This window comes from Paenibacillus sp. NPDC056933 (assembly GCF_042674385.1).
Taxonomy (GTDB): Bacteria; Bacillota; Bacilli; order Paenibacillales; family Paenibacillaceae; genus Paenibacillus.
Genome location: NZ_JBHUQN010000001.1, coordinates 3,181,631 through 3,205,876 on the forward strand (window position 1 = coordinate 3,181,631; position 24,246 = coordinate 3,205,876).

The 24,246-nt window shown below is 41.6% G+C and carries 21 protein-coding genes; 17 read left to right on the plus strand and 4 right to left on the minus strand.

All coding sequences use genetic code 11. The features are described 5' to 3' along the window. Nucleotides 1-192: 192 nt before the first annotated feature. From ACFTRD_RS14095 to ACFTRD_RS14110, 4 genes are read left to right on the plus strand one after another with little or no spacing between them, the layout of a single operon-like run. A complete protein-coding gene (locus tag ACFTRD_RS14095; protein WP_379380749.1) occupies nucleotides 193-1,623 on the plus strand; it encodes a hypothetical protein in 1,431 nt (476 codons plus the stop codon). Further along, nucleotides 1,599-3,065, plus strand: coding sequence for a hypothetical protein (locus ACFTRD_RS14100; RefSeq protein ID WP_379380751.1), 1,467 nt, complete (start codon nucleotides 1,599-1,601; stop codon nucleotides 3,063-3,065). Before ACFTRD_RS14095 ends, ACFTRD_RS14100 begins: the two co-directional genes overlap by 25 nt. Next, nucleotides 2,980-3,660: a hypothetical protein gene (locus tag ACFTRD_RS14105; RefSeq protein WP_379380753.1), complete on the plus strand. Its 681-nt coding sequence runs from the start codon at nucleotides 2,980-2,982 to the stop codon at nucleotides 3,658-3,660. The genes ACFTRD_RS14100 and ACFTRD_RS14105 overlap by 86 nt, the downstream gene beginning before the upstream one ends. Next, the gene (locus tag ACFTRD_RS14110) at nucleotides 3,657-6,884 is read left to right on the plus strand and encodes an AAA family ATPase (RefSeq protein ID WP_379380755.1); all 3,228 of its coding nucleotides are present in this window, start codon (nucleotides 3,657-3,659) and stop codon (nucleotides 6,882-6,884) included. The genes ACFTRD_RS14105 and ACFTRD_RS14110 overlap by 4 nt, the downstream gene beginning before the upstream one ends. Nucleotides 6,885-6,974: 90 nt before the next feature. Here ACFTRD_RS14110 and ACFTRD_RS14115 read toward each other — a convergent pair whose 3' ends face one another. Next, on the minus strand, nucleotides 6,975-7,196 hold the full coding sequence (locus ACFTRD_RS14115; RefSeq protein WP_379380757.1) for an amidohydrolase family protein: 222 nt from the start codon (nucleotides 7,194-7,196) through the stop codon (nucleotides 6,975-6,977). A 340-nt stretch (nucleotides 7,197-7,536) separates the two neighbouring features. Between ACFTRD_RS14115 and ACFTRD_RS14120 the strand changes: the two genes are divergently transcribed. The 3 genes from ACFTRD_RS14120 to ACFTRD_RS14130 all read left to right on the plus strand — a co-directional run bounded on the left by ACFTRD_RS14120 (nucleotide 7,537) and on the right by ACFTRD_RS14130 (nucleotide 11,627). Beyond that, on the plus strand, nucleotides 7,537-8,865 hold the full coding sequence (locus tag ACFTRD_RS14120; protein ID WP_379380759.1) for an AAA family ATPase: 1,329 nt from the start codon (nucleotides 7,537-7,539) through the stop codon (nucleotides 8,863-8,865). A gap of 1 nt (nucleotide 8,866) precedes the next feature. Beyond that, complete coding sequence (locus ACFTRD_RS14125) at nucleotides 8,867-9,793, plus strand: hypothetical protein (protein ID WP_379380761.1); 927 nt, start codon at nucleotides 8,867-8,869, stop codon at nucleotides 9,791-9,793. Nucleotides 9,794-9,872: 79 nt separating this feature from the next. Continuing rightward, nucleotides 9,873-11,627 carry a hypothetical protein gene (locus ACFTRD_RS14130; RefSeq protein ID WP_379380763.1) on the plus strand — a complete coding sequence of 585 codons (1,755 nt, stop codon included), beginning with the start codon at nucleotides 9,873-9,875 and terminating at the stop codon, nucleotides 11,625-11,627. Between the two features lie 15 nt (nucleotides 11,628-11,642). Here the strand turns inward: ACFTRD_RS14130 and ACFTRD_RS14135 are convergent, their stop codons facing one another. Next, on the minus strand, nucleotides 11,643-11,858 hold the full coding sequence (locus ACFTRD_RS14135) for a helix-turn-helix domain-containing protein (protein WP_379380765.1): 216 nt from the start codon (nucleotides 11,856-11,858) through the stop codon (nucleotides 11,643-11,645). A 109-nt stretch (nucleotides 11,859-11,967) separates the two neighbouring features. Between ACFTRD_RS14135 and ACFTRD_RS14140 the strand changes: the two genes are divergently transcribed. The 3 genes from ACFTRD_RS14140 to ACFTRD_RS14150 all read left to right on the plus strand — a co-directional run bounded on the left by ACFTRD_RS14140 (nucleotide 11,968) and on the right by ACFTRD_RS14150 (nucleotide 14,939). Further along, nucleotides 11,968-12,237 (plus strand): hypothetical protein, encoded by a 270-nt coding sequence (locus tag ACFTRD_RS14140; RefSeq protein WP_379380767.1) that lies wholly within the window; start codon nucleotides 11,968-11,970, stop codon nucleotides 12,235-12,237. Nucleotides 12,238-12,436: 199 nt separating this feature from the next. After that, a complete protein-coding gene (locus ACFTRD_RS14145) occupies nucleotides 12,437-13,474 on the plus strand; it encodes an ROK family protein (RefSeq protein ID WP_379380769.1) in 1,038 nt (345 codons plus the stop codon). 265 nt (nucleotides 13,475-13,739) lie between these two features. After that, on the plus strand, nucleotides 13,740-14,939 hold the full coding sequence (locus ACFTRD_RS14150) for an MFS transporter (RefSeq protein ID WP_379381360.1): 1,200 nt from the start codon (nucleotides 13,740-13,742) through the stop codon (nucleotides 14,937-14,939). Nucleotides 14,940-15,212: 273 nt separating this feature from the next. Here ACFTRD_RS14150 and ACFTRD_RS14155 read toward each other — a convergent pair whose 3' ends face one another. Then, on the minus strand, nucleotides 15,213-16,568 hold the full coding sequence (locus ACFTRD_RS14155) for a hypothetical protein (protein WP_379380771.1): 1,356 nt from the start codon (nucleotides 16,566-16,568) through the stop codon (nucleotides 15,213-15,215). A gap of 318 nt (nucleotides 16,569-16,886) precedes the next feature. Between ACFTRD_RS14155 and ACFTRD_RS14160 the strand changes: the two genes are divergently transcribed. The 5 genes from ACFTRD_RS14160 (at nucleotide 16,887) to ACFTRD_RS14180 (ending at nucleotide 20,286) form a co-directional block, all read left to right on the plus strand. Next, a complete protein-coding gene (locus tag ACFTRD_RS14160) occupies nucleotides 16,887-17,498 on the plus strand; it encodes a hypothetical protein (RefSeq protein ID WP_379380773.1) in 612 nt (203 codons plus the stop codon). A gap of 146 nt (nucleotides 17,499-17,644) precedes the next feature. Further along, complete coding sequence (locus tag ACFTRD_RS14165) at nucleotides 17,645-17,980, plus strand: GNAT family N-acetyltransferase (RefSeq protein WP_379380775.1); 336 nt, start codon at nucleotides 17,645-17,647, stop codon at nucleotides 17,978-17,980. A 213-nt stretch (nucleotides 17,981-18,193) separates the two neighbouring features. Further along, on the plus strand, nucleotides 18,194-18,988 hold the full coding sequence (locus tag ACFTRD_RS14170; RefSeq protein WP_379381362.1) for an aldo/keto reductase: 795 nt from the start codon (nucleotides 18,194-18,196) through the stop codon (nucleotides 18,986-18,988). A gap of 144 nt (nucleotides 18,989-19,132) precedes the next feature. Beyond that, on the plus strand, nucleotides 19,133-19,360 hold the full coding sequence (locus tag ACFTRD_RS14175) for an XRE family transcriptional regulator (protein WP_379380777.1): 228 nt from the start codon (nucleotides 19,133-19,135) through the stop codon (nucleotides 19,358-19,360). A gap of 257 nt (nucleotides 19,361-19,617) precedes the next feature. After that, nucleotides 19,618-20,286: a Type 1 glutamine amidotransferase-like domain-containing protein gene (locus ACFTRD_RS14180; RefSeq protein ID WP_379380779.1), complete on the plus strand. Its 669-nt coding sequence runs from the start codon at nucleotides 19,618-19,620 to the stop codon at nucleotides 20,284-20,286. A gap of 926 nt (nucleotides 20,287-21,212) precedes the next feature. On the opposite strand, the gene ACFTRD_RS14185 is transcribed toward ACFTRD_RS14180, so the two are convergent. Continuing rightward, nucleotides 21,213-22,064 (minus strand): aldo/keto reductase, encoded by an 852-nt coding sequence (locus tag ACFTRD_RS14185; RefSeq protein WP_379380781.1) that lies wholly within the window; start codon nucleotides 22,062-22,064, stop codon nucleotides 21,213-21,215. 172 nt (nucleotides 22,065-22,236) lie between these two features. Between ACFTRD_RS14185 and ACFTRD_RS14190 the strand changes: the two genes are divergently transcribed. Together ACFTRD_RS14190 and ACFTRD_RS14195 are read left to right on the plus strand one after the other, a co-directional pair. After that, the gene (locus ACFTRD_RS14190) at nucleotides 22,237-22,683 is read left to right on the plus strand and encodes a MerR family transcriptional regulator (RefSeq protein ID WP_379380783.1); all 447 of its coding nucleotides are present in this window, start codon (nucleotides 22,237-22,239) and stop codon (nucleotides 22,681-22,683) included. A gap of 189 nt (nucleotides 22,684-22,872) precedes the next feature. Continuing rightward, entirely contained in the window at nucleotides 22,873-23,406 is a 534-nt protein-coding gene (locus tag ACFTRD_RS14195) for a 2'-5' RNA ligase family protein (protein ID WP_379380785.1), read from the plus strand. The last annotated feature ends 840 nt before the right edge of the window (nucleotides 23,407-24,246 follow it).

Sequence of the window (24,246 nt, forward strand, 5' to 3'; positions counted from 1 at the left end):
ACGGGGCCCGTAACGATGTCGTCCCTAGAATCTTCACAATTTGTGCGGGTCACCATGATGTTTACGTGTTTGTTGGTCAAATTCGTAAAGAAGCGTTCGAGCTTTCGTGTTTAGCGGACTTTATTTGCATGTAGTTATACCAGTGTTATATTAACAATACAAGATATTAATGATGAAGGATGAGCATAGATCATGAATCCCGAGATGAAAGAGTTTATATATAAACATTACTTGAAGAAAGGTCTGGAGCTTGAAGAGAATCCAGTCACAGACGCTGGCATAATATATGCATTGGATGTCTATCAGGTGTCCGCTAGAATCAGGAAAAGAGTTGCTAGAATTACCGCGATGATGATGGAGGACGAGGAAGATCAGAGCCTAAATGCTTTTAGCGACATAGAAGAGAGGGCAATCTATTTATTTTACAGCACGGGTGTTCGAAAAACAGACACGGATTTGAAGCGAAGCGGATTACTGGAATCAGATATACAAGCGTTGTTGCACCGAGGTTTTATTTTACGAATTGTTCGATATGAACCTGATGGAAAGACGGAAAAACGAAGTGAATACAGGATGGGTCACAGGCTATACCAACTGCTGGAATTGAAAAAGGTGCAAGAAGAAGAAAAAAGCCAGGAGTTAGTTGAGGATTGGTGCAGTGCTTTAACGACTGTGCTGAATGCTGTAAAAGAGGCCCCTGACATTTCCCCGGAAGTTTCAGCGAAAACGAGTCAAATAGTTGAGTACCGCCAAGCCTTCTGGCGTTTTGTGGAGATGTTCATTGTAGAATTGAAGCACACATCTGGCATGAACGATATAGCTGACTCTTTAGAGATGGATCGTTTAGCCTGGACGCATAAGAAACTTTTACTGTATGTCGAGTTCGTTATAGCTGTTGCGGAGATTGTATCCGTCAAGACCTCTTTTGACTGGAAAGAGATTGGGGCACGACATTATCGTACGATCGGTGGCTCCAAACGTTTTGATATACACAAGCTCTCTTTCCTGGAGCAATTCGAGCAAAATCTCGGATTTCCGTTGCATGTCATCGGATTGTCCAGTCAAGGTGTGATTACACCTGTCTATTTTGCAGGTCAATTAAGCGGAACGGGTGGATTTCAGTATCCACAGGGTTTCCTGCATGCGACGACGGATCTGACGGTATTTAGCACTCATTTCTATACGACATGTCGTGTTCTCTGGATCGTGGAGAATCGTGCGGTTGTTACACGAATGGTAGCAGAGCCTGATTTTTTGATGCGTTCAGACAGTTTGGTGCTGGGCATAGATGGTCAACTACGAGGCGGACACCGCAAGTTTATTGCTGATGTGCTGACACATTCCAATCACCTGGAGCAAGTGGTGGTCTGGTGTGACGTCGATGATGCGGGGTTCGTTATCTCCAAAAATGTGCAATCCCTGTTGCAGTCTCACACAGCTTTAAGTACAAAATGGATTCTTCCGATTCCGTCCGCCAATCAAAGGGAGCAATTTCAAGGTGAAGCTCACCGCTGGGCGTCTTTTGAGATCGAAATGGAGAAAAGGCTTGCTCTCGGGCACGCTGGAGAACAGGAAGCCGAGATGGGAGGTATGGAGCGTTGGATGAGTTGGTTGGCAGTATGATCTCGATTCTGGGCGCTGATACCCCGGACCATCTTCAAAAGGAAGCATTAAGGGATATCGTCAAGCTGGCGGGTGTATTAACCGAACTGCGTGAATATTTCGAGGAGCCGCTGAAGGTGCTAGAGGTTCTTAAAATGTTGAATCTGATTCAGCGTGAAGCCCTTGGACTGGACGAGCCATTGGAGGATCAGGAGGCTTTGTTTTATCGCTTTCGGAATCGTTATGGAACTGAGCCGAATATTCCGATGGAGCGTCTGCTGCATGTGTTGCAAAAATATAACTGGATCATTCGCGGCAAGAAACGCTTGACGATGATGGATGCGGGAAAACGCATGATGGACATGCTCATCCGGCTTGCCAATGATTCGCTCGCGTATTACATGCAGGATGAAATTGCCCGTTCCTTGTTTCAGGCCAAGCGAGATGCGGACCTGAGTGAGGCTTATGACGATAAAGGTATCTCAGGAGGTAATCGGCTTGCGAGTATGATTCGTAATGTGGAAGATGCTGTAGACAAATTGAAAGAACGCCAACTGGAATTTCTCGCTGATCGACATGCGCTACCACAGATTCAGATTATTGTGGAGCTTATGCAGGAATTAAATGCCCGGATGGATGAACGTCTGGAGCGGTTTTCTACATTTGAAGAAGGCTTTGCCTTTGCCCCAATTTTGAAGCGGGGGACGGAAGTTATGTTCGAGGGGACTCAAGTATCGATGGGCACGTTGAACAAGTTTCTGAAATTCTCACACTTGCAGCAGACGGAGGTGGGACAGGAGATATCTCCACAAGCGATTCGTCAATTTATTATTCAATCGTTTCTCAAGCGTTCGGATTCGGAATTGCCGAGTGGTCATGAGATTTTGAGCTTTCTGGAGCAGGATCGTATTCCCGGTGAGAGACTGGATGGCATGTGGGTCCCGGTTCAGTTTGCGTCTCCCATCTCCAACCGTCAACTGGCCGATACCGTGCACTATCTGGAGAATTATGTTCCTTCTACGGAGCCCGTACAGGAATACGCTGAGCCGCAGTATATTCAGGCAGAGGAATGGACGGAAGAGGAGCTGGAAGCTCGTTTGCAGGAAGTAGAATGGCATATGACCAAGACGAACATTCGAACGGATGAAGTGGAGCGTGTATTGGAGGAGAAAGAACGATTGGGATTACAGGAGCTATTGCTGGAGGCGGGATCGCAGCACTGGTCTGATGCAGTCAATGCGTTGCTGGCTGTTGCGGCACTTACTGGTGCTCAGAAAGCATCGATTGACGAGGGTACAGAACTACAGCCTGAAAGTTCAACGGAAGGAACAATTCAGGACAAAGAATGGGAGATTGTAGAGAAAGGAAGGGGTAAATATGCCGTTCGGCGAACTGGAGGAGACACACAGTCAGCTTCCCCTTGGGGCGATGGAACGACTGACCGCGGTACTGAGCCCGGATGAGGAATATGCGTTTGTGCAGATTATGTTTTCTTCTTCCGCATCCGTGCGAAGTGACAGTTTTGGATTGTCCAAGCGTGAGGTGATGAAGATTTTGAAGTTAAAGCAGGAGGATGAGCAGGGACTCGTTTCTTTTTTGAAAAGGGTAAATCAATCCATCAGCCGCTACTTTCAGGTCGTCTATGATGAACGCAGAGACCGGATCGTGGCCCTGATTCATGTCCCGGCCAGACAGGCCAGAGATTTACTTTCATCTGAAAGCCTTGCGCTGCTCATGTTCATTTTTTATCATCAGGAGGTTTTACAGAATGAATATACGTTATTTACACAGCTGCTTGAGGCCTTCGGGCATGAATCGCTGGACGTGCGGCGTAAAATTCTGATGAACCTGGATGCGCTGATGAAACTCGGGGCAGTTGTGAAATATGAGAATCCCTCCAACGAGGAAGCTTACGCGCTGACAACGATTGGAAGTCGTCTGTTCTCGGATTCGTATTTGAAACGGTTTGCCGAATTCAGTCATTCTCAGCAGCTTCATATGGACGATGTGTTGAAGTTCTTCAAACGTTACAACCTGACGGCAGGTGCAGACTTATGACACCTTGGGCTATTCGTTTTAGCGGCATTCGGGATTTTGTGGATACCCAGCTTGAACTGGGTGATCGTCAAGATCATGTTCTGATTGGAGGACCGAATGGATCGGGTAAATCGACAATCAGCTTCTGCATGGGCGCTGTGCTGGCTTCTCAAAAGGTGCTAGTTGATGGCTTACGTTCCCGTAACTTGCCCCCTGATCAGGTCTGGAGAGCAACGATTGAACTGGTGTTTGAGAATAAGGGCAATCATCAAGTGGAAGCTGCCGATTATGTTGGCTTTCGGCTTAATATGGAGCAAAAACCAGGAGATCCCGTGAAGAAAGAGTTTTGGATATGCGAAGGCGAGGAAGCATGGAGCTGGCATAAAGAGAGTCGTTATGTGGCAGGGGACAGCACCAACCATCTTCACGAGTATCGGCATCAGTTGCAGCATAAGTACAAAGTGGACCCGGATACGTTTTATCTGATCTGGTACCAGCAGGATGTGAATCAGTTCGCCGTGATGCGCCCGGAGGAACGGTTCCGTATATTTAGCGAGATGACGGGTATTGATCGGATGCAGAAGCATTGGGAGAGTGTAAAAGAGGAGCAAAAAGAAGCACAGCAAGCGTTACAAACGGCAGAAAGCAACCAGCATCAACATAAGCTGAATCTGGGCAATTGGCAGCAGGAGAAGGATCGTTTACTCAGTCGTAATGAACGGCGTTTACTTGGTCTGCGGCTTACGTTAACGGCCTCTGCTACACTCCGTGAGAAATATGAACAGGAATATCTCAGGCTGAAGGACAAGCTGGAAGAGATCGAGGATCGTCACGGTGAGGAAATAGATAAATGGATGAAGCTGGAGAGTGACCATAAACGTTATGACGAGGAAATGAAGCAACGCACTCAGGAAAAAGAGGTCATGGATCGTGTACTGGATGAGTTGGAGATCCAGGTAAATCACCTTAACGAAGAACATGATGCACGGGTGCTGGAGCACCGAAAGTTAGCGGATCAGCTACAGGAGCTGCAAGAGCGCATTCAGAATGTACCCTATGCAGAGGCAGAGGTAAGAGAACGACTGCAGACCCATCAAGAAGAACTGGATCGGCTGGAGCAAGAGCTTATAGAAACGAAACAGGCGCATATTCATGCAGACGAAAAGTGGGATGCGCTAACGAAGGTTTCGGCCAAGCTTGATTATGAACTCAGGCAACATGAGATAAATTTAACAGAAGCAGAAGCGATGGTTGCGCAGTATGGCTCAAGCAGCCGTCTGGAGCTGGAAGCGCAGCAACTAGAGAAGAAACGCATTGAATTACAGGACGGGCGGCGCAAGCTTGAAGATATGCTGCAATTGCTCCGCAAGGAGAGACAAGCATTAACTCGGGATGAGGTCAGAAGCATTAGACAAGATACATCGATTCGGAGTTTGGAAGAACGGGGACTCACGGTGTATACGTTGAGGGATTTGCTTGAGATGGATGAACATTCGCCGCTGGAACTGGAAAAAAGGCTGGAGCCGATCAAATATACGTTGTTTGTGAATGGTAGAGGATTCCGAGCGCCAACTGATCTGTATCACGTCGAATTGCCAAGTGTTGTACCCGAAAAAGCGCTCGATGTGTTGGATGAGCAGGGTCTGAGGGTTAAGCAGGGACTGGATGATATACGATATGCGGCTGCGCAGAAAGCCCTGTGGTGGATTCATACTCTGCATTCGCAAGTGAAGGACCAGAAGCCAGGTTTGCAGGACGGACAGCTTCTGGATGCATGGGGCCGCCGGGGACCGCAGGAAAAAGAGCAGTGGCTGCTGAATCCGCGCGGCGTTGCACTCCGAATCAGACAAACGGACGAAGAATTGCTCAAGCTGGAGCAGCGTCTGGAGGGTGTCCATCAGCAATATGATACATGCGAAGAGCGCTTGAAGTCGATTCGATCCATACTGCATCAGATTCGGACAGCCGAGGGTGTGATCGCGGATGTGGCTCGAAGAGATTGGGTCAAGCAGGAGTGGGAACGTACAATTAATGAACTCCAACGATGGAAAGAGAAGCGAGATCAGCTCCAACTGGAGCAAGAGGCATTAAGTCAGCCTATTGTGATGCTGCGGTTAAAGCTTCAGACGCTGCAAGAATACATGACCATTTATCACGAAGCCCGTGATCAGAATGTGGAACTGGAACGTCTCCGGCAATTGGGACATGAACTTGAAAGTGGCAAGTCACACCTTAAACAGCTAGAGCGCGAGTTGGAGGACAAACTGGCGGAGAGCGATCAGTTGGAGCGTACGCTGGAATCAACGGCTCGAAGACTAAGGGAAAAAGCGCAATTTATCACATCAACCAATCGGGTTCTGGATGATCTGAAGCTGGAGAAGCAACAGGTTAGCGAGCGCTGTGGTGTGGCGGAGCAAGCTTATGCAGCCGAACAACAATTTTATCTCAATTGGGCAGAGCAGCTTCCCGCCGTATTGGCAGCTATTACAGAAGAGCAGCCGGACTTTCCAGTCAAGATGCAATGGAATGAAGCAGAAGCGCGACATGAGAAGGAAATGGCTTTAACGCAATTGCAGCTCGCTTGCAGAGAGATGGTAGATGAGAATGCACTTGAAAATTATGAGAAAGTGAAGCAGGAATATGACCGTGGAGCACAGGAGGTGCTGGAGGCGCGTTCGCTTTTGCAGCAGCTCGAAGAGAGTCTGGAGGATCTGGAAGAAAAGCTGATGAATACCATTCATTATGAAGTAAGGCGAATTCATCAGCGCTTTGTACATTATATGGACAAGTTCTCCTTCGATGGAGAAGTCAGCTGGGATATGCAGGAGCAGAAGCAGGGGAACGTCAAGTATTTCCTGCATATTAAAGCCCGCAAGCAAGGGCACCGGGGTACACTGGAAGAGATCAGCATGAAAGGCCGAAGCGGCAAGGTGGGTAAAGGGGTATCCGGTGGCGAGGAATCGCTAGGTTCGTTGCTGTTTGCACTGGCACTCATGAAAACCATTGACGCGAATCCGGGCTACATTATGCTGGATGAGTTCGACAGTGCCTTGGACGAGAGCAGGAAAGCCAAAGTATTTGAACTATACCGTGACGAATTGGCGCGCAAAATGATTATTTTGTCCCCCAAATCCCACGAGTCCGATTACTTGAACTATTTCAGCGAAGCCTTCGCTGTGTACCACGATGCTAGAATAACACGCAGTTCATTGATACGAATCAAGAAAAAAGCTGGAACATTGTAAGAGGAACATGACCACTCATCTAACGGGTGGTCATGTTTTTGTTGAATGAGGGCGTAAAGGCAATGATGAGCGTGTTGGCCCCAATAGCTCTCACCACACAGAATCAAGCACTTCATCCACCTCTTTGATTATTGTGACAGATGGTGTTTGAATTAGATTTCCTTTGACCATGACCATAGAGATGTCTGACAAGGCCTCGATATGTTCCAGCGGATTTTGCTCCATGATAATCAGATCGGCATATTTTCCGATATCTACCGTCCCTGTAACATCGTCAACACCGAGGATCTTCGCATTGGTTCGGGTCACCATGTCAATTACTTATAACAAGCCACCGATAAGCCACTATAGTGAATTCTAAGTATTGCTAACTTTGTGTATCTGAGGTGAGAAATCAATCTCCTTTTTCATAAGAAAGAAATTTAACGGAACAACAGCTTTCAAAAGCGGAGTAAGTTTTCGCTAGAAGTGGTTTTCTCAGGGTCATTTATCCAACTAATTTTTAGTGGTTGATGAAATTAAAAAAGTTGTATATTACTCTTTTCAAATTGTGTGATATATTGGAAATAGTTCTTTTGTATTAGGTCTTAAGTTCAAATCAAATGTGTTCCGTTAATTTTATTTTAATGCTGATTATTAGGGGGAGTAAATAATGAAGTTAAATAAGATATCAGTGGAGAATTTATTTGGTGTTTTTAATCACGAAATTCCTATTAATAATGAACGTGGGACTACAATAATTATTGGTGAAAACGGATTGGGAAAAACAGTTATTCTTGAAATCTTGGAATCGTTCTTTAATAGTAAGTTCTATTATTTTAATTCTGTGACCTTTGATAAAGTTTTATTTGAATTTATTGATAATGTAGTGTGGACTATAACAAAGGAGTTTCATGAGGAAACAAATGAGAATTACATATCTGTAAACACCAATGCTATAGAATCAAGAAGTTCCTTTCTTATACAAACTTCGGACTTCAATCCACAAAATCTTGTGAGGCAAGCTAGAAACCTTGGTTCTATGTTAGGAATGAGACGATTGGCAAACACAAGATGGGAAGATAGGAGGACCGGTTATATTTATAATGCTGAGGAGTTGATCGAACGTTACGCTCATTTGACAACTGGATACAATTTTGAATCACAACTTGAGCAAAATGCACCCGAATGGTTTACTACTAGGTTTAATGAGTTAAATGTAACTTTAATTGAAACACAGAGATTATTAGAAATAGATCATTTCGAGAATGCACCTATTGAAACCGTGAAAAAATATTCAGGTGAATTACTAGAACTCATGAAAAGGAATTTAACAAAATCGACAGAACTATCTTCAAAACTCGATAGAACATATCCAAACAGACTAATAAAAGAACTGGGAGAAAGAAAAAAAAATATATCAGATGAAATGTTAAATGAGAAATTAAACCAACTTGAAGAAAAAAGAAAACTAATGGATCGTGTTGGTCTAACTGAAACAGAAAAGGATTCAACGTTACTCAAAATAGATAATCCTGAAGAAGTTGTTAAGGATGTTTTAATGTTATACATAAAAGATAGTTTTGAGAAGCTCAGTATTTATGATGAGATATCTGTTAAAATTGAGCTTTTATTAAAAATAATCAATGAAAGGTTTAAACACAAACGAATGTATGTTAATAAAGAAAATGGTTTTTCTTTTAAATCTACTGTTATAAAGAAGGAAGGAGATTTTCAGGAAATCCCAATTGAAAAGTTATCCTCAGGTGAAAAAAACGAATTGATACTATTTTACAAATTAATCTTTAAAACGGATTCAAATTCATTAATTCTAATAGATGAGCCTGAAATTTCATTGCACATTTCTTGGCAAAATAAGTTTATTTCAGATTTATACGAAATTCATAAACTAAATAAGTTAGATATATTAATTGCAACTCATTCTCCAGATATAATATCCAACAATTGGGATTTAAGCATAGAATTAAAGGGAGTAGAGTAAAATGATAGAGTATATCACGCCTGATAGAATAGCTAACTCAATTATGCAGGATAGCACCTTTTTAGGACATTATTTATTAGTTGAAGGAAAAAAAGATTTAAAACTATTTAATAAATTTATCTCTTCAAAGGTAGCAATTAAAGTGGCTTGGGGATGCGAAAATGTGAAAGAGGTACTGAATATTCTTGATTTTAGAGGCCACACGAAATCATTTGGGGTTGTTGATGCAGATTTTTCAACGATATTAGAAATACCAAATAATTCAGAAAATTTATTTCTCACAGATTTTCACGATATTGAAGTAATGATGTTTGAGTCTAATGCACTACAAACCGTTTTGAATATTCTCGGTAAAAATACAAATGATAAATATAGCGATGTTCAAGAAATTAGAGAGAAGTTATTTGAATTGGGAGTAGAATTAGGCTATTTGAAATTAGCAAATAAAATGTATGATTTGGGCCTGTCTTTTAAACCTGAAAGAATTGAGGGTAATCAGCTTAAGTATAAGAAATTTGTATCAGAGGTTGACTTCTCATTTCTAGGAGAAGATAAGATGGTAGAGACTGTAATTGATTACTCAAGAAGCAGGTCTAGTAAAACACTTGATTTTGAAGAAATTATGTCTGCTTTAATAAACGTAAAAAAGGAAATATATGACCAAAATCATTTAGTTAATGGACATGATTTGTCTAACCTTCTTTATATATTTTTGAAAAAGCTAATAAAAAGTACAAATAAAATGCTAGTCGACTTTAATAGTATTGAAGATTCACTCCTTTTGGCATATGAGACAAATGATTTTGTTAAAACAAAACTATGTTTTAATATATGTGAATGGTCTTCCTCCAATGAAATTGAGGTGTTTAATGAATCTGTATCTCAGATATACAAAAACATTAATGCCCCATTGGAACATGCAAATTAATAAAATAAGTTATATCGATATTGGCTCACACAATAATTGGAATACTTGTTTTTAATTATAGGATTAGTGGGTGAAATAATTGAACAATAAATATTCTAAAAATAATGACATAGTAAGAGCTGCGCTTTATTTGGAATATGAAGGGAATTGCTTTTACGAAGGTATGAGAATCAGATTCAATGACATGCATATAGATCATATTATTCCTGAATCTATAAGCAAAGAAAGCCTTCAAGATATAATTTCCTGTCTCGGCCTGCCAGAAGATTTTAATGTAAACAGTTTATATAACCTTGTTCCTTGTTCTCCGAATGTTAATCAAGTTAAAAATAAAAACCAGTATCCAACAAATTTTTTAGGTCATTGTATTTTTAATGAAACATCTAAAAAAGTTGAAGGTGTTAAGAAACGAATTGATCAACTATCTAAGGAATTCAAAAGTGATAAAGATGTTGCAAGATTAATTGCACGCTTGAATATTTCTGATAATAAAAGAGAATTAGAGAATGTATATAATGCGCTATCTAAGGAAAAGCCTTTTGATATAAAAAGAGTGGTTGAGAAAAGAGGAAGATTTTATAGTTTTGAAAGAAGTTTCTCTAATGTCAGGCTAGCTGGTCAAATACCTACATATCCTGATATGAAAGGTAATTGTATGATTACTTTTAGTAATTTAAGACTAAGAGATTGTATGATTACTTTGAGTCATTCACAAATAATGGAACAGTTATTTGAAGGTGCCCATACTGACCTCAATAATAAACTTAGGAGTTTTATAATATATTCCGAAGAAATAGACCCCGATATCTATTATGTTACTCTGGTTAATATTCGTCTTCCTCTTGAAAAAGATGAAGTTATACAAATGTTGGAAATAATTGATGACTTTTACGATCTGTACATGGAAGAATGTAAAAAATTCTATGAAGTTTTCCGAAGAGATTTTTTTATAAACGGTGATAAGAAGAAAAACGATATAAGACTTTTTAAAATAAAAAAAGATTTATGGTACCTGATTCGTGAATTTAGCAGAAAGTTTGATTATGAAAACGGAAACTCGGATTGGCATATATTTGATGCACATGGATCTATTCTCAAAGTTTATGATCAAACAGCAGGTGATTTTAGGGTTTTTATATTTCCGCAATCAGAACAAGTTGAGTACTTTGTTTATAATGAAGATGAAGTATGGCTAGTATGGACTGATGATTATTTTATTAATAGTAGCTTAGAAAGTTTTAAAACAAATCATCATTGGGGGCCGTTTTTCACTTATCAATGGTTAATAAATGAACTCATCCCTCAGGTTATGTATTGGCATGAGAATCAAAATAAAAAAGTGTTAAAAAAGCAAAAGTCTTTGAATGAATTTAAAAACTCATTTTTAATATCTGACTATGTAAGTTTTTTGCATGAATCAGAGAGTAACGACAAGTTGTCGGTTCGTGCTTCTGACCTGCAAGAGTTTTTTCATATTAGACCACATAATGTTTATCAAATTAAGGGTTTGTCTAAAGTATATGAATGCCTAATTGAAATTATAAATAAATCGAATCTCAGTGAATCCGAATTTTATTATATATCTGGAAAACTTGGTGTGAGAGAGTTTCAGACTAAAGAATTATTAATACAAGGTATTTCGGAATTAATGTTTCAGAGTGAACAAGAGAGGGTTATTTCTTCTTCTTCACTAGACTTAATTTATAGATGTATGGTAGTCGTATTGAGAGACTGCAATAACTCTATGAATGATCATGATCGTAACCAATTGATAGAAAAACTTCAGTTCCAGTATGATTTGTTGACTCAAGAAAGAATAAGAGAAGAAATATGAGTTGTCGAGCTTAAATCAATCTTCTTTTATTTCAATAATCTCCGTTATGTCGTCAATATCCAGCGCTTCTGCAATCCGCTCAATGTGCGCAAAGTTGATATTCTCTCGCTTCCCAGACTGCAACTCACTTAACGCAGCGTGACGGATATCAGACAATCGAGCCAGTTCGCGCAGCGAGATATTATGTTTTTCCGTGAGTTTATGAATATTGACGACGACTTTCTTTGCCATGTTAAATCACTCCTAAAATTTCCATATGGTCTTGACGTTACGCATGAGCGTACCATATACTTTTTGTATATCTGGTACTCTTATGCGTACCAATTTTAGGAGTGATGACATGACAAGTACCCACAGCGAAGAGCTTGCTTCGCAGTACGCACAACTCGTAGAACAGGAAGACGATTACGTTGATCAACTGGTCACATGTAACAAACTCATCCTGGACGCCATGGACATCATCGCAAAGCAGGCAGGTGTGCTAGAGATGGATACCGTGAAACAAGCAGCATATCACCTGCATTCCATGGAACAGGATCTAAACCGAAAGTTATTTAAAGTCCGACTGGAGAAGAGCATCTTGGCAAATCAAATGAGCCAGTCTACATAAAGTCACCTTAACTAAAGGACAGCGCAGGATCGTAACCGATGATCTTGCACTGTCCTTTTGCCTTCCCATCCAAACGCTTTTCACTCTCAATTAAGCATTGACTTTCCCCGTAAATCCCCCTAAACTTCAATTATTAAAATACTTTTAAAAACATCCATTGAATGATTCGAAATGAACGAAAGGAGGCATATAACTTATCATGTTACCCACATCACACAACACCCAGCAGGTAAAACGAATCAACGTTGAACTGGTGAAGAATACACTCAGATCCATGGGCGTAGGCACGAAGGCATCCATTGCGAACCTGACTAAACTCAGCGTAGCGACATGCGGCACGATCCTGAACGAATTGCTCCAAACGGGTGAGATTATCGATCTGGGCCCGGATGAATCGAGTGGGGGAAGACCTGCGAGTCGGTATCAATTCAATGCGGACTACGCAAGCGTACTGTGCCTGATTATTCGAACAGAGGGCGGCATTCACTCGATTACACATACATATGCCAATCTGAACGGGGAAATGGCGGACGAACAGACACTTATTTTGGATGAGATCAATGTAACGGTGGTAGAGGATCTGATTGCAAACCTGATCGAACAACACCACAATGTGCAGGCGATTGGGATCGGCATACCTGGGGTGGCGCACAACGGCGTTATTGGAATTTGCGATGTACCAGAGCTGATGTATCAGCCGCTTGGACCAAGGCTTAAGGAACAGTATGAAGACGTGGAAGTGGTCATTGGCAACGACATGAACCTCACGGTCTATGGACTGTATAACCAGCAGCAATTTGAGGAAGAGAAGAACTTTGCGGTGGTGACTTTTCCGGAGAATCATTTTCCGGGTGCAGGTTTTATCATTGATGGTCGTCCGCTGACCGGGAATACGCAATTTGGGGGCGAGGTGTCCTTTTTACCATTTGGTGTGTCACGGGAAGAGCAATTGCGAATGTTGAAAACGACAGAGGGTTTGCGGGAACTCGTCACAAAGACGCTGATCTCCATCATTGCGATTATCAACCCGGCAGCGATTGTCGTTACGGGCGATACAATGGACCTGGCTATGCGGAATGACCTGTTACAAGGCTGTCGGGATCACCTGATCCCACAGGAGCATATGCCGGAGTTGATCATCCAAAGAGACACTCGGCGCGAATATGTTACGGGGCTGGTCGCGGTGACGCTGGAGAGCCTGACCTATCGCATTCAGGTGGTTGAGAAGCAGTGGTAAGGCTTAACCATGTATCCTATTTCAAATGTACAAATCATTGACACGATAACGAAGAGGGCAGAACCAATCTGAAGAACGCCTTTATCACTGTGTTTTCACCTTTAGGCAAGATTCAAAAAAATACAGGGATAACAGCGGTCGGAAGATGGTACTGCAATCGTAGTTATAACGTGCAATCATTTTCCTGAACACACTGGAGGAACTTATTTTGAATCAGCAAGCAGGTACGCAAGGCAACAAACGAAAGTTCAACAAGCTGTACGCCATGCAACTGGCAACGATCTTTCTCGGATTTATCGTATTTGGCATATCGGAAAATATTAAGGGGCCGGCCATTCCGCGCATTCAATTCGACTTCAATCTGGATGAGAAACAGCTTGGGACGTTATTGTCCCTGAATGCACTGGGGTACCTGATCGCCTGCTCCTTCACGGCTATTTTGGTTCGTAAATGGGGCATCAAGGCGGTTAGCATCATTTCATTTGCATCGATGATCCTATCGGGTGTGTTCATTTATGTGTCTCATACCTATCCGCTCTTTGCTTCATCGTACTTCTTCATGTACATCGGTAACGGCATGTTGGAGATTGCCTTGGCGATTCTGGGTGCGCGGATCTTTGTGAAAAACACAGGTACGATGATGAACCTGTCCCATTTCTTCTATGGGCTTAGTTCAACGGTAGCGCCATTGCTGGCGACAGGGGTGATGTCGTTGAGCGTGTTCGGACACGTACTGGACTGGCGCGGCATGTATCTCGTGATGTTGTCACTCTGTCTGCTGCCGATCATTGCGGCGCTGCGCAGCAAATTTCCGGGGGATGATCTTCCTCATGAAGATCGGACTTCACTGAAGACGTTAACACGTGATCCTGCCCTTTGGCTGATGGTGCTCATTCTTTCTTTTGGCGTGGTATCGGAGCTTGCGGTTGGGGGTTGGCTGGTTAATTTCTTGGAAAAAGCCTACACGTGGGACACGGTCAAAGCCTCCGGGTTATTATCTGCGTTCTTCCTCACGTTCTCGCTGGGACGCCTGCTGCTTGGACCATTGACGGACCGGATCGGGTTTGTATTGTCGCTGATTCTGTTCTCGGCTTTCTCGGCAGTATGTACGTTTGTGGCGCTTGCAGGCGGAGAGAGTCTTGCATTCTTCTTTGCGGTATCTGGTGCAGGTATTGCGATGATCTATCCAACGGTGATGGCATTTATCGCACGCAGATATCCGAACGGCAGTGACACCGCGATTACGTTCACAGTTACCCTGATGGGTGTCGGGAGTGTAATCGGTAACTATGTGATTGGCTGGGTGATTGAGGGCGTGAAGAATATGTACGGTTCAACGACTCAGTTGGGACTGCTGCGTGGACTTCAGGCGGGATATGGATTCATTGGTTTATGTGCTGTGATCTGTGCAGCATCTGGAATAGTGTTGTATGGGTATTTGAAGCGAAAGCAGGAACTGATTTAGCTATCATTTTTTGGTTTTAAAATAGAAATCGATGCTTCTTTAACCTACGAAAACGATAGTGGAATAAAACTCATTAATGAGCAGGTACTTCGGTATCCTGCTCTTTTTATTAGGCTAACGGCAGAATAGTTGAATTAAATGGTGTACTGAGAATTAATAAATTATTCGATTTAGGAGAAGTGTGAATAAAAGAAAGTGGTGGCCCCACATCGCACGCCAAAATCTAGGCTGCCCGCAGAGAGGTTTTCGTGGGGTTGCCTAGTTTTGTTGTGGTTACAGGTTATAATTGATGCCTTCACTAGCGCCTGTGAGGGCGTTTATGTATACGTGAGAAACGCCTTCAATTCCAGTGACGGAAAATGCGTATACAAGCTTGCTGTTTTGGATTTCCAACTTGGGCTTACCCGAAACGTTTACTTTTGAGCCGAGCTTTTCAGAGGCTTGCTCCGCTGTCAGTTTAGGGTGAAGTGGGAAGGTTTTATTGTAATCGTAATAATAACTATGCGCATCAAGGCTCTTCAACGCACCGGTACGGCGATTAAATTGCCATACGACTTGCATCTGCGGAATGGAAACTTGTTCCCGAACCGGAATGTACGTGAGATAAATGGAGGTATCTTTTATTTTCTTTGCCACTATTGTCATACGTTCGTCAGACCAGCGCGCCATCCAGGTGTCCGCAACCGAGATAGCCTGCTTTAAGTCCATAGATTGTCCCACAGCTCCTTCATCGGAGATCGAGCCGTTCCGTGTCACTTGGAGCACGTGTCCGCTTTTACTCAGTGTTGCAATATAGGAGCTAGTTGGTTTTCCACTGGTGTCCGATAACCTAAAATCCATGACTTCTCCAAATTGGGGGCTGCTCCCGCCGGAGACCATCTTGACGATTTGCTTACCCTCTCCTGTATTCCAAGCTTCGCCCATGAAGATTTTCGCTCTGGCCGCAAGCTCCGTAGCCTTAAAAGTGGTTTCACCGGCGAAAACGGTACCTGGCTTCGGAGGTACGTAAGGATTCTGATTGTACCGGAACTCGTTAAAGGCTTTATTTCCGTACGTGGAGACCGAGTCGAGTTGAGACAAGGCCTCTTCCATTTCGGTCGAGATCCGTTCTATATCGGATGAAGAAGTAGCATTACCTTTCTCTCTCATCCGATCAAGATACGGTAGGGCGGTCCTCGCGAACTTTCTCAGACGCTGAATCTGTTCTAATTGATTCGGGTTGAGCGAAATTCCCTTTTCCCTGGCGGGATAGGCCAAGTAGCGGCTGCCGTTCGTGATAAATGATTGGTACGTTGGCCAAGATTGAAAGTTCGTTGTAGCAGATGCACTACTTAGAAATTGCAATATAAGATTGGCATTTTCAATCGCAGATTGTAGTGCTGCTTGCCGATCTAAAAACGTAGGTGCCGCAACGGACTCTGCAAGCGCATAGTCGAAAGTGCGCAAGTAGATCGATTGCATATGGGACCAGTATTGCATATTGCGCTGTTGTTGCTGCTCCCATTGTCGATTGTTCTGATGCTCGGTATAACTGAAATACGTGCCCGCTAATGTCGTCGCGCAAAGCAGACCAATGATAGATTTGGTAAGAACATTCATGTCTATTAAAGCTCCCGTCTTTGTGTTCATAATGCTTATCCACTTTAACAAAGATGAGAACACAGTTTAATAAGTAAATATTCCCAATGCAAATGGCTACCTTTGGACAAATTCTGCACGCATGAGGCTGAAGTTCCGTAAACAATGTGATGAAGACGGCAGCGTGGACAACCGTATCACAAACACTCTGATCAAACAGAGTTTGTGAATACCAAATGGATTGTCATTTTTGTTTAATTAACGATTAGATTACCGTAACTTTCCATGGATTGGTAACGTTTAGATTGTAAAGAGCACGGAAGTGTGGCTATAGAGTAAAGAGTTAAAACGAATGAGGAGTGAACAGTTATGAAAATGTACTCTAAGGGCGCCCTAATATCGGGTTTCGTGATTATTATCATTAGTGTTTCAGGTGCTCTGATGGTATCCCAGAATACAAGTGCTAAAAATACGATTAGTCCAAGTCTCATAACGCCTATTGAATATTCTAAAAATGAACATGGACTGACATTTGGTACGATTGAAGATTCTAACTCCGTTGAGATACTACCCGACTTAATCTATGCAGGAAGTGTAGACGGCATTGCTGGATATGTCATGAAAACAGATTATCTTAGTGAAACTATACGGGTTGCCCCGCTTTTTGATGTTGACGGGAAAACCATCATTGGTTCTATTTCTGTTGGTTCTAGGAAAACGAATTATCCTAAAAATCGTAATGGGCAAACTTACGGTTCTGCTGGTGAGCCTACTTCTCAAGAACCTGAACTCATTGAGGCTATTGGTGAGGGTGGTACAGAAGGATATGTACTGAAAAAGGACCTGGATGGCGAGCAACCCAATACACCTGAGGAAGCCATTGCACTACAGAACAGTAGAGCAGCGGATGGCCATGATATTCCGCTGTATGATATGGATGGTGAAAACGTGATTGGTGTGTTTCATGTTGGGGGAAAGTAATCAAAAATCTTGGCGTTCTTGTGGCTAGCAGTATCTACTAAAATGATGTGTCATATTTTTAACAAGCGTCTAATAGGAGGTATATATTAAATGGAGGTTTCATTCAGGATTTTGAAACAAGCCCCGCCAATGAAACCGTAGAAAGAATGATTACTCAAATCAATGAATCTACTACAGATTATTTCATAATTCATCATCTTGAGGTTGCTGTTGGCGGAATTAGAGTCGTGAAAAAAGATAATCAAATCTATAGTGTTAGCCCAATTTTTATACTGCCAGAACATCAAGGAAAAGGGATTGCTCAAAAAGTCTTTACAATGGTTGAGCAGATATATGATGATGCAAAGTCATGGAAATTGGGAACCATCATACAAGAGAAAGGAAACTGTTATTTGTATGAAAAGATAGGTTATAAAAAAACGGGTGCAACAAAAGTAATTAACGATAAAATGACAATGGTATTTTATGAAAAGCATTTATAGAAGAATAGCTATTGGATTAAGTTAACGGCCTTTTAGTGGGCGGATAAAAACAAAGAAAGCAGCCGGTCCTTGTGATCGGTTATTTTTGTTCAAGTATACGGGTAATGTACTTGAACAAAGAATGTTAGGATATGAATAAGTTTTCATTATTGTTAGGAGGTTTAGTAGACGCTATATCGTAAGCTCGGTAACACAGAAGTAAGCATTCCTGTTATAGGTCAAGGGACTTGGAAATATGGTGAAGATAAGCAGAAAGAAAAAGAGGAAGTAGAGGCGTTGCGTTTTGGTATTAGAAAAGGACTTACTCTGATTGACACAGCTGAAGAATATGGGAATGGTGGAGCAGAGAAAATTGTTGGTCAAGCCATCCATGGTATGAGAAATGATGTTTTTCTTGTGACTAAAGTCTCTGCAAAAAATTGTTCTTACAAAGGCGTTCTTAGAGCGGCGGAGGCAAGTTTAGAACGCTTAAAAACAAGTCATATTGATTTGTATTTACAGCATTGGCCTAGTCAACAACATGATGTTTCAGAGACGATGGGGGCAATGGCTGAATTAGTCAATAAGGGATTAGTCAAATATGTTGGGGTGAGTAACTTTAGCATTCAATTAATGAAAGCAGCTCAGTACCATTTAAACGATAGAAGCATAGAGAATCAGATTTTACCCTTTGCAAAAGAGAATGGGATCACAATTATGGGATATTCACCGTTTGGATTTGCTCCTCATATACATGCATTTGGTATGAAAGGTTTTCCTGAAGTCGGATCAATAGAAAGAAATATATTGAACACAATTGGAGGCAAGTACGGTAAAACAGCATCTCAAGTTGCATTAAACTGGGTTTTAAGACAGCAAGGATTAGTTACGATCCCTAAAGCTGCGAACAAGGAACACATCGTTGATAATCTAAATGCCTTAGGATGGGAATTAGAAAAAGATGATATTGACCAGATTGAGAATCACTTCCCATTGTTAAAAAAGAATTACGCAAACGAGAAACGATAGCGCCGCGATGGAACTCGCCCAATAAATTTGGCAGACGAATGGAGAACTTCATCGTTATAGCTTCCTTTATGAAGTATATTCATGCTGTTTATGGATCATGCTTAACGTTAACTATTATTATCTTATGAGGGAGGTCATCGCTTCTTGAAATTTGAACTAGGACGTTGCTTACTGAATGAACGATTGATGGAATCCGGAAAGTCAGCGGAATGGCTGGCAAAAGAATTGCTTTTCAAACCGGAACGAGTTTACGACTTTATCGAGAACAAAAGAGTGATGCCACTCAAAATTGCCATATCGATCACCGATTCCATTGGTTGTGATGTTCGTGCCTTGTATGAATTAATTCCGAATGATAATGAAGCAATGTGAGATTAATGGAATAAGTGGTAGTTTGCATGCATTAAGGCTACATATGTGATTCATTAAGCTAACGGGCAGGTTAACGTGGAAACTTATTTCTCATACTCCAAATTCCATGTTATGGTAATATAGAGTTGGATTTATGAAAAGTGTACAAGGGTGTGTAAACGAAATGGCTGAAGAACCGTTCATCTTTCTAGCGTGTATAATTATGTTTCATCGTTAAGAATGGACGAATGTAATAGTACATATGGAGGTAATTAAGTTTGAGTACTCACTACTATCTCAGTTGGTTTAATGATTTTTTTCCAGAGAAGCTGGTCAAATTATTGCATGAGGATATAACAGACAGAAAATCGCTTGTTATGATTAGCGCTCAACCGTCTGGTTATAAAGAAGAGCAAGTGAACATTGATGATGTTATTGAAAGGACATGGTTTAATCAAGCTAACATTATTTTTGATGAATATCATTTCATTGATTACCGCATGCAGAAGGAAGATGCCCAGCAATTCATTCAAAACGCTTCTGTCATTTTTTTATGCGGTGGAGATCCTGTTTTGCAGAACGATTTTTTGGCGGAATATGAATTATCGGATGTGATTAAGAACAGCAATGCCGTTATCATGGGTGCCAGCGCTGGTGCGTTAAACATGGCTGCCAAATGGTTAAGCTTGATAGAGACTGGCAATGAAGTTGAAACAAGTACGATGTATGATGGTATTGGCTTTAATCATTTTGCCTATGAATCTCATTCTAAGCGCGACTACGCCACGTTTGTTCAAGGCTACCTGTTCCCCTTGTCTGAAGAGATTGATGTTTATGCGGCAGAACAGGAGAGCGCTATACGTGTAAAGGACGGCAAAATAGGAATAATGGGTCCTGTATATTTAATTTCCCACTCAAAGATTCAGAAATTGGTTGAGACGCTCTAATTAGGGTGATTGGCTGTGACCTAACAGAATTAATTCCTTTTGATGTAGAAAACCAATCATGGCTTACAGCAAATCATCTCAAGTCTCCTCTCTATGATTGGAATACTGTTTGTAAATAGATGCAATCTTAATATCCCCAGGACTTATTGTCGGGCAGAAATGATAAATTTTTAGACCGCCTTCAATGGCGGTCTTTCTATGCTCGGCGGATGCCAGAAGCTCATTTTATTGATCTAACGGGAAACCATAACGTTATAAAACAAAGAAAGCAGCTGATCAACGTGATTGGCTGCTTTTGTTCAACTAACGGGCAGGTTAGTTTTAATTTGAGGTAACGCTGAACGGAATCACTGGAACGAGTTGTGTGGTAAAATATAGAAGTACTATTCAAAAAAGAGGAGGTAATCAAATACATAATGGTCAATGATCTATACCAAAAAATGGGTCCATTCCTTTTAAAGAATAATCTAGTTCAGTTAGCAGTTCAATTTTTTATTTCAGCGATAATCGGAGTTATTTATACATTTATGATCATTGATGAAACTATAGGTGGCTATATTAATAAAGTATTACCGAGTAAGGATGGACCGGGTCTTCATCAATATTTGCCCATTGTGATCACTGTGTTAATTTACTCATGCTTCATTCAAAGAAAAGAAAGAATTTTTATAGAAAAAATCTCATTCAGTTGTCTTCATATTTTGATTGCAATACTAAGCTGTATCTCTTCTCTTGTCGTTATAATGCTGGTCCAATTCCCAATGATGAAATAATTAATTATTACGTTAAAGGGAAAGGTTAGTTAAATAAAAACGCGAAAGCAGCCGATTTATGTAATCGGCTGCTTTTTGTTAAACTAAGGGGCAGAAAGTGGTCCTTTCTTAATAAACGAGTTTAAAACGTGATGAGTTTCGGTCGATCAAGGATTACAAATCGATTTTCCAGTTGCCCATCATCTTGGCGACTTCGGGATCGCGGTACGATAAGAAAAGACTTTCCCGCGTATCGAGGGTGGAAATTTGTTCGATATCGTCCGCGCTCAACTCAAAATCAAAAATCTTGAAGTTTTCGACGATCCGCTCTTTTTTTACCGATTTTGGAATTACAACGACTTCATGCTGAACAAGCCAACGTAACACGACCTGGGCGACGGACTTATTGTGTTTTGACGCGATCGATGTCAGCACTTCGTTGCCGAACAGGTCGCCCCTTCCTTCAGCGAACGGTGCCCACGACTGGTGCTGCACTCCCTGCTCCTTCATAAAAGCACCATTCTCAATCTGCTGATAAAACGGGTGCGTTTCGACCTGGTTAACGGCAGGCACGATTTCATTATGCACGATGAGGTCCATCAGACGATCGGGCAGGAAGTTGCTGACACCGATCGCCTTGATTTTACCTTCGCGGTACAGGTCTTCCATCGCACGCCAAGCGCCGTAGTAGTCGCCGAACGGCTGGTGAATAAGATATAGATCGAGATAGTCGAGCTGCAGCTTTTTTAAGGATTTGGAAAAAGCCAGCTTGGCGCGCTCGTAGTCAGCATCCTGAACCCAGAGCTTGGTCGTAATGAACAGCTCCTCACGCGGTATGCCGCTGCGCTTGATCGCGCGTCCGACCGCTTCCTCATTCTGATAACCGGAGGCGGTGTCGATCAGACGGTAACCAGCCATCAGCGCTTCATATACGGCGTTCTCGCATTCTTCAGCATCTGGAACTTGGTAGACACCAAAGCCGATGATCGGCATTTTCACACCATTGTTTAATGTTACGGTTTGCATTGTAATTCCTCCTAATGTGTAAATGTAAAACGCAAACGGCCCCGAACTCGAAAATCGGGCACCACAGCGGGGCTTCCGCTTACGGTGGATTTGCATTACAATAAGCCTATCACCTTCGTGTTACACGAAGGCAAGCCGTTTTCAAAAAAATATTTTTCAAGGAGGATTTCACATGCATACGGTCAAAGAAGCCGCCCTGATAACAGGACTCACTGAGCACGCTGTACGCTTTTATACGGATAAAGGTCTGGTGCCAAGCGTGCAGCGCAATCAAAACAATATTCGGATGTTCGACGAAGAGTCGATCAACTGGCTGCATGGCATCAAATGCCTCAAGCAATCCGGGATGTCTATTGAAGTCATTAAAATGTACGTTGATTTCTGTCTCGAAGGAGATTCGACCATTCAGCAACGATACAAACTTATGATGGAGCATAAAGAAGCAGCACTCGTTAAGCTCGAAGAAGCCAAACAACACATTGCACATTTGGAACAAAAGACAGCTCTATATCAGGCTATTCTGGAGCACCGCTCTCCAGACACAACCAATCCCGGTAACTGGGACAAAATTCAGCATATGCATGCTGACGTATTTTACTCGCCCTCTGTTCAGAAATAGTTGTGAGGACATCAACCGTTTTGAAGATAATCCTCGGTTTAAACCTCTTGATTGGCTTGCAATGAACCAGATTTATATCTGTAGTCTAGATTAAGCTAACGAACAGGATATTTTAAATAGCCGAGGAAATAAGGAGATAAGAGCAAGTGGACTACGATCCATATCGTTTGCTAAAGGATGTGACTGTAAATGAAATATTTCATAGGTATTACCCCTCCAGACGATTATAAAGAAAAAATAGTCGCATTTCGTGATCGTTGGTCCAGTCATCGTCTTAACGATGTAGTGGAGCCTCACATTACGGTAAAAGCGCAAGGGGGTCTTACAGTAGATCTTCATTGGTTAGAAAGTGTAAGACAAACATGCTCTTTCATTCAAAGCTTTCAATTATCATTATCAGAACCGGGATCGTTTGGAAGTGCTGTTACATTTCTTAGTGTTGAAACGAGCAATGTGATCGATTTACATAGAAAATTGGTAAAAGCGATTTTTCCATCACAAGAACTTTTAGATTGTTACTTTGAAATGGATAAATATTATCCTCATTTGACCTTGGGGCAAACCTATTGGGGCTTGAACGAGACTGAAATTGAAGAAATGAAGCTCTTAGCAATGAACGAATTAGCTCCTTTTCCAACCTTTGATGTCAATTATGTACGCGTATACAAAGAAGTTGAACCAAACAAATACGTACCATTTGAAGATATCCAATTGGGAAACTAAAAAGTAAAGTGATTCAACTAACGGACAGAAAAGTTCCAGTTTGTGGGTCCTGCGCTAGATCACTAGAACGAGCCGTGTGGTAGAATATAGGAACACTAATCTGAAAAATTGAGGAGGCTACAAAAATATAATGGTCAATGACCTATACCGAAAACGTGGTCCATTCCTTTTGAAGAATAGAATAATTCAGATAGCATTTCAGTTTTTTATATCAGCGATAATCGGTGTTATATATGCATTGATGATTGCTAATGAAACTACCATTGAATATTTTAGTAAAATATTCACGAGTAACGATGGACCCAATCTTTATCAATATTTGCCCATTGTGATCACTGTGTTCATTTACTTATGCTTCATTCAAAGAAAAGAAAGAATTTTTCTAGAAAAAATCTCATTCAGTGTTCTTCATATTCTCATTGCAATGCTAAGCTTTATTTCTTCTTTTATCGTTATAATGATGGTTCAATTCCCATCAATGAATTAATACATCATTACGCTTACGGGAAAGGTAGTTGGATAAAAACAAAAAGGCAGCCGATCAATGTTGAACTGCACCTCCAATTGCCAGGTGGTATCTAACACCAATTGAAGTGAAGTTCATTTGTGAGCGGCTGCTTATGTTCCCTAAACGCAGGATAGTTTTTCTTGAAATACAGAAAAAGAACCGCAACCGCGGGCTTTCCGCGCTTAAAAGGCTTATCCATGGCTTTCTTCTTTTGAAATTTCTAGACCCACAACTGGATTCATTTCATCTCTCCCTGTAAGTTTAGATCTACCGGCATCCCCTAAGGTTTTCTTTTCGCTCCATAGCATCGCTTGTTATACGGGATCTTACGT

Excerpts from the sequence above, each read along its gene's own strand:
- ACFTRD_RS14095 (WP_379380749.1), top strand. The coding sequence starts at position 193 with ATGAATCCCGAGATGAAAGAGTTTATATATAAACATTACTTGAAGAAA.
- ACFTRD_RS14105 (WP_379380753.1), top strand. The coding sequence starts at position 2,980 with ATGCCGTTCGGCGAACTGGAGGAGACACACAGTCAGCTTCCCCTTGGG.
- ACFTRD_RS14110 (WP_379380755.1), top strand. The coding sequence starts at position 3,657 with ATGACACCTTGGGCTATTCGTTTTAGCGGCATTCGGGATTTTGTGGAT.
- ACFTRD_RS14115 (WP_379380757.1), bottom strand. The coding sequence starts at position 7,196 with ATGGTGACCCGAACCAATGCGAAGATCCTCGGTGTTGACGATGTTACA.
- ACFTRD_RS14120 (WP_379380759.1), top strand. The coding sequence starts at position 7,537 with ATGAAGTTAAATAAGATATCAGTGGAGAATTTATTTGGTGTTTTTAAT.
- ACFTRD_RS14125 (WP_379380761.1), top strand. The coding sequence starts at position 8,867 with ATGATAGAGTATATCACGCCTGATAGAATAGCTAACTCAATTATGCAG.
- ACFTRD_RS14135 (WP_379380765.1), bottom strand. The coding sequence starts at position 11,858 with ATGGCAAAGAAAGTCGTCGTCAATATTCATAAACTCACGGAAAAACAT.
- ACFTRD_RS14140 (WP_379380767.1), top strand. The coding sequence starts at position 11,968 with ATGACAAGTACCCACAGCGAAGAGCTTGCTTCGCAGTACGCACAACTC.
- ACFTRD_RS14145 (WP_379380769.1), top strand. The coding sequence starts at position 12,437 with ATGTTACCCACATCACACAACACCCAGCAGGTAAAACGAATCAACGTT.
- ACFTRD_RS14150 (WP_379381360.1), top strand. The coding sequence starts at position 13,740 with ATGCAACTGGCAACGATCTTTCTCGGATTTATCGTATTTGGCATATCG.
- ACFTRD_RS14155 (WP_379380771.1), bottom strand. The coding sequence starts at position 16,568 with ATGAACACAAAGACGGGAGCTTTAATAGACATGAATGTTCTTACCAAA.
- ACFTRD_RS14160 (WP_379380773.1), top strand. The coding sequence starts at position 16,887 with ATGAAAATGTACTCTAAGGGCGCCCTAATATCGGGTTTCGTGATTATT.
- ACFTRD_RS14165 (WP_379380775.1), top strand. The coding sequence starts at position 17,645 with ATGATTACTCAAATCAATGAATCTACTACAGATTATTTCATAATTCAT.
- ACFTRD_RS14185 (WP_379380781.1), bottom strand. The coding sequence starts at position 22,064 with ATGCAAACCGTAACATTAAACAATGGTGTGAAAATGCCGATCATCGGC.
- ACFTRD_RS14190 (WP_379380783.1), top strand. The coding sequence starts at position 22,237 with ATGCATACGGTCAAAGAAGCCGCCCTGATAACAGGACTCACTGAGCAC.
- ACFTRD_RS14195 (WP_379380785.1), top strand. The coding sequence starts at position 22,873 with ATGAAATATTTCATAGGTATTACCCCTCCAGACGATTATAAAGAAAAA.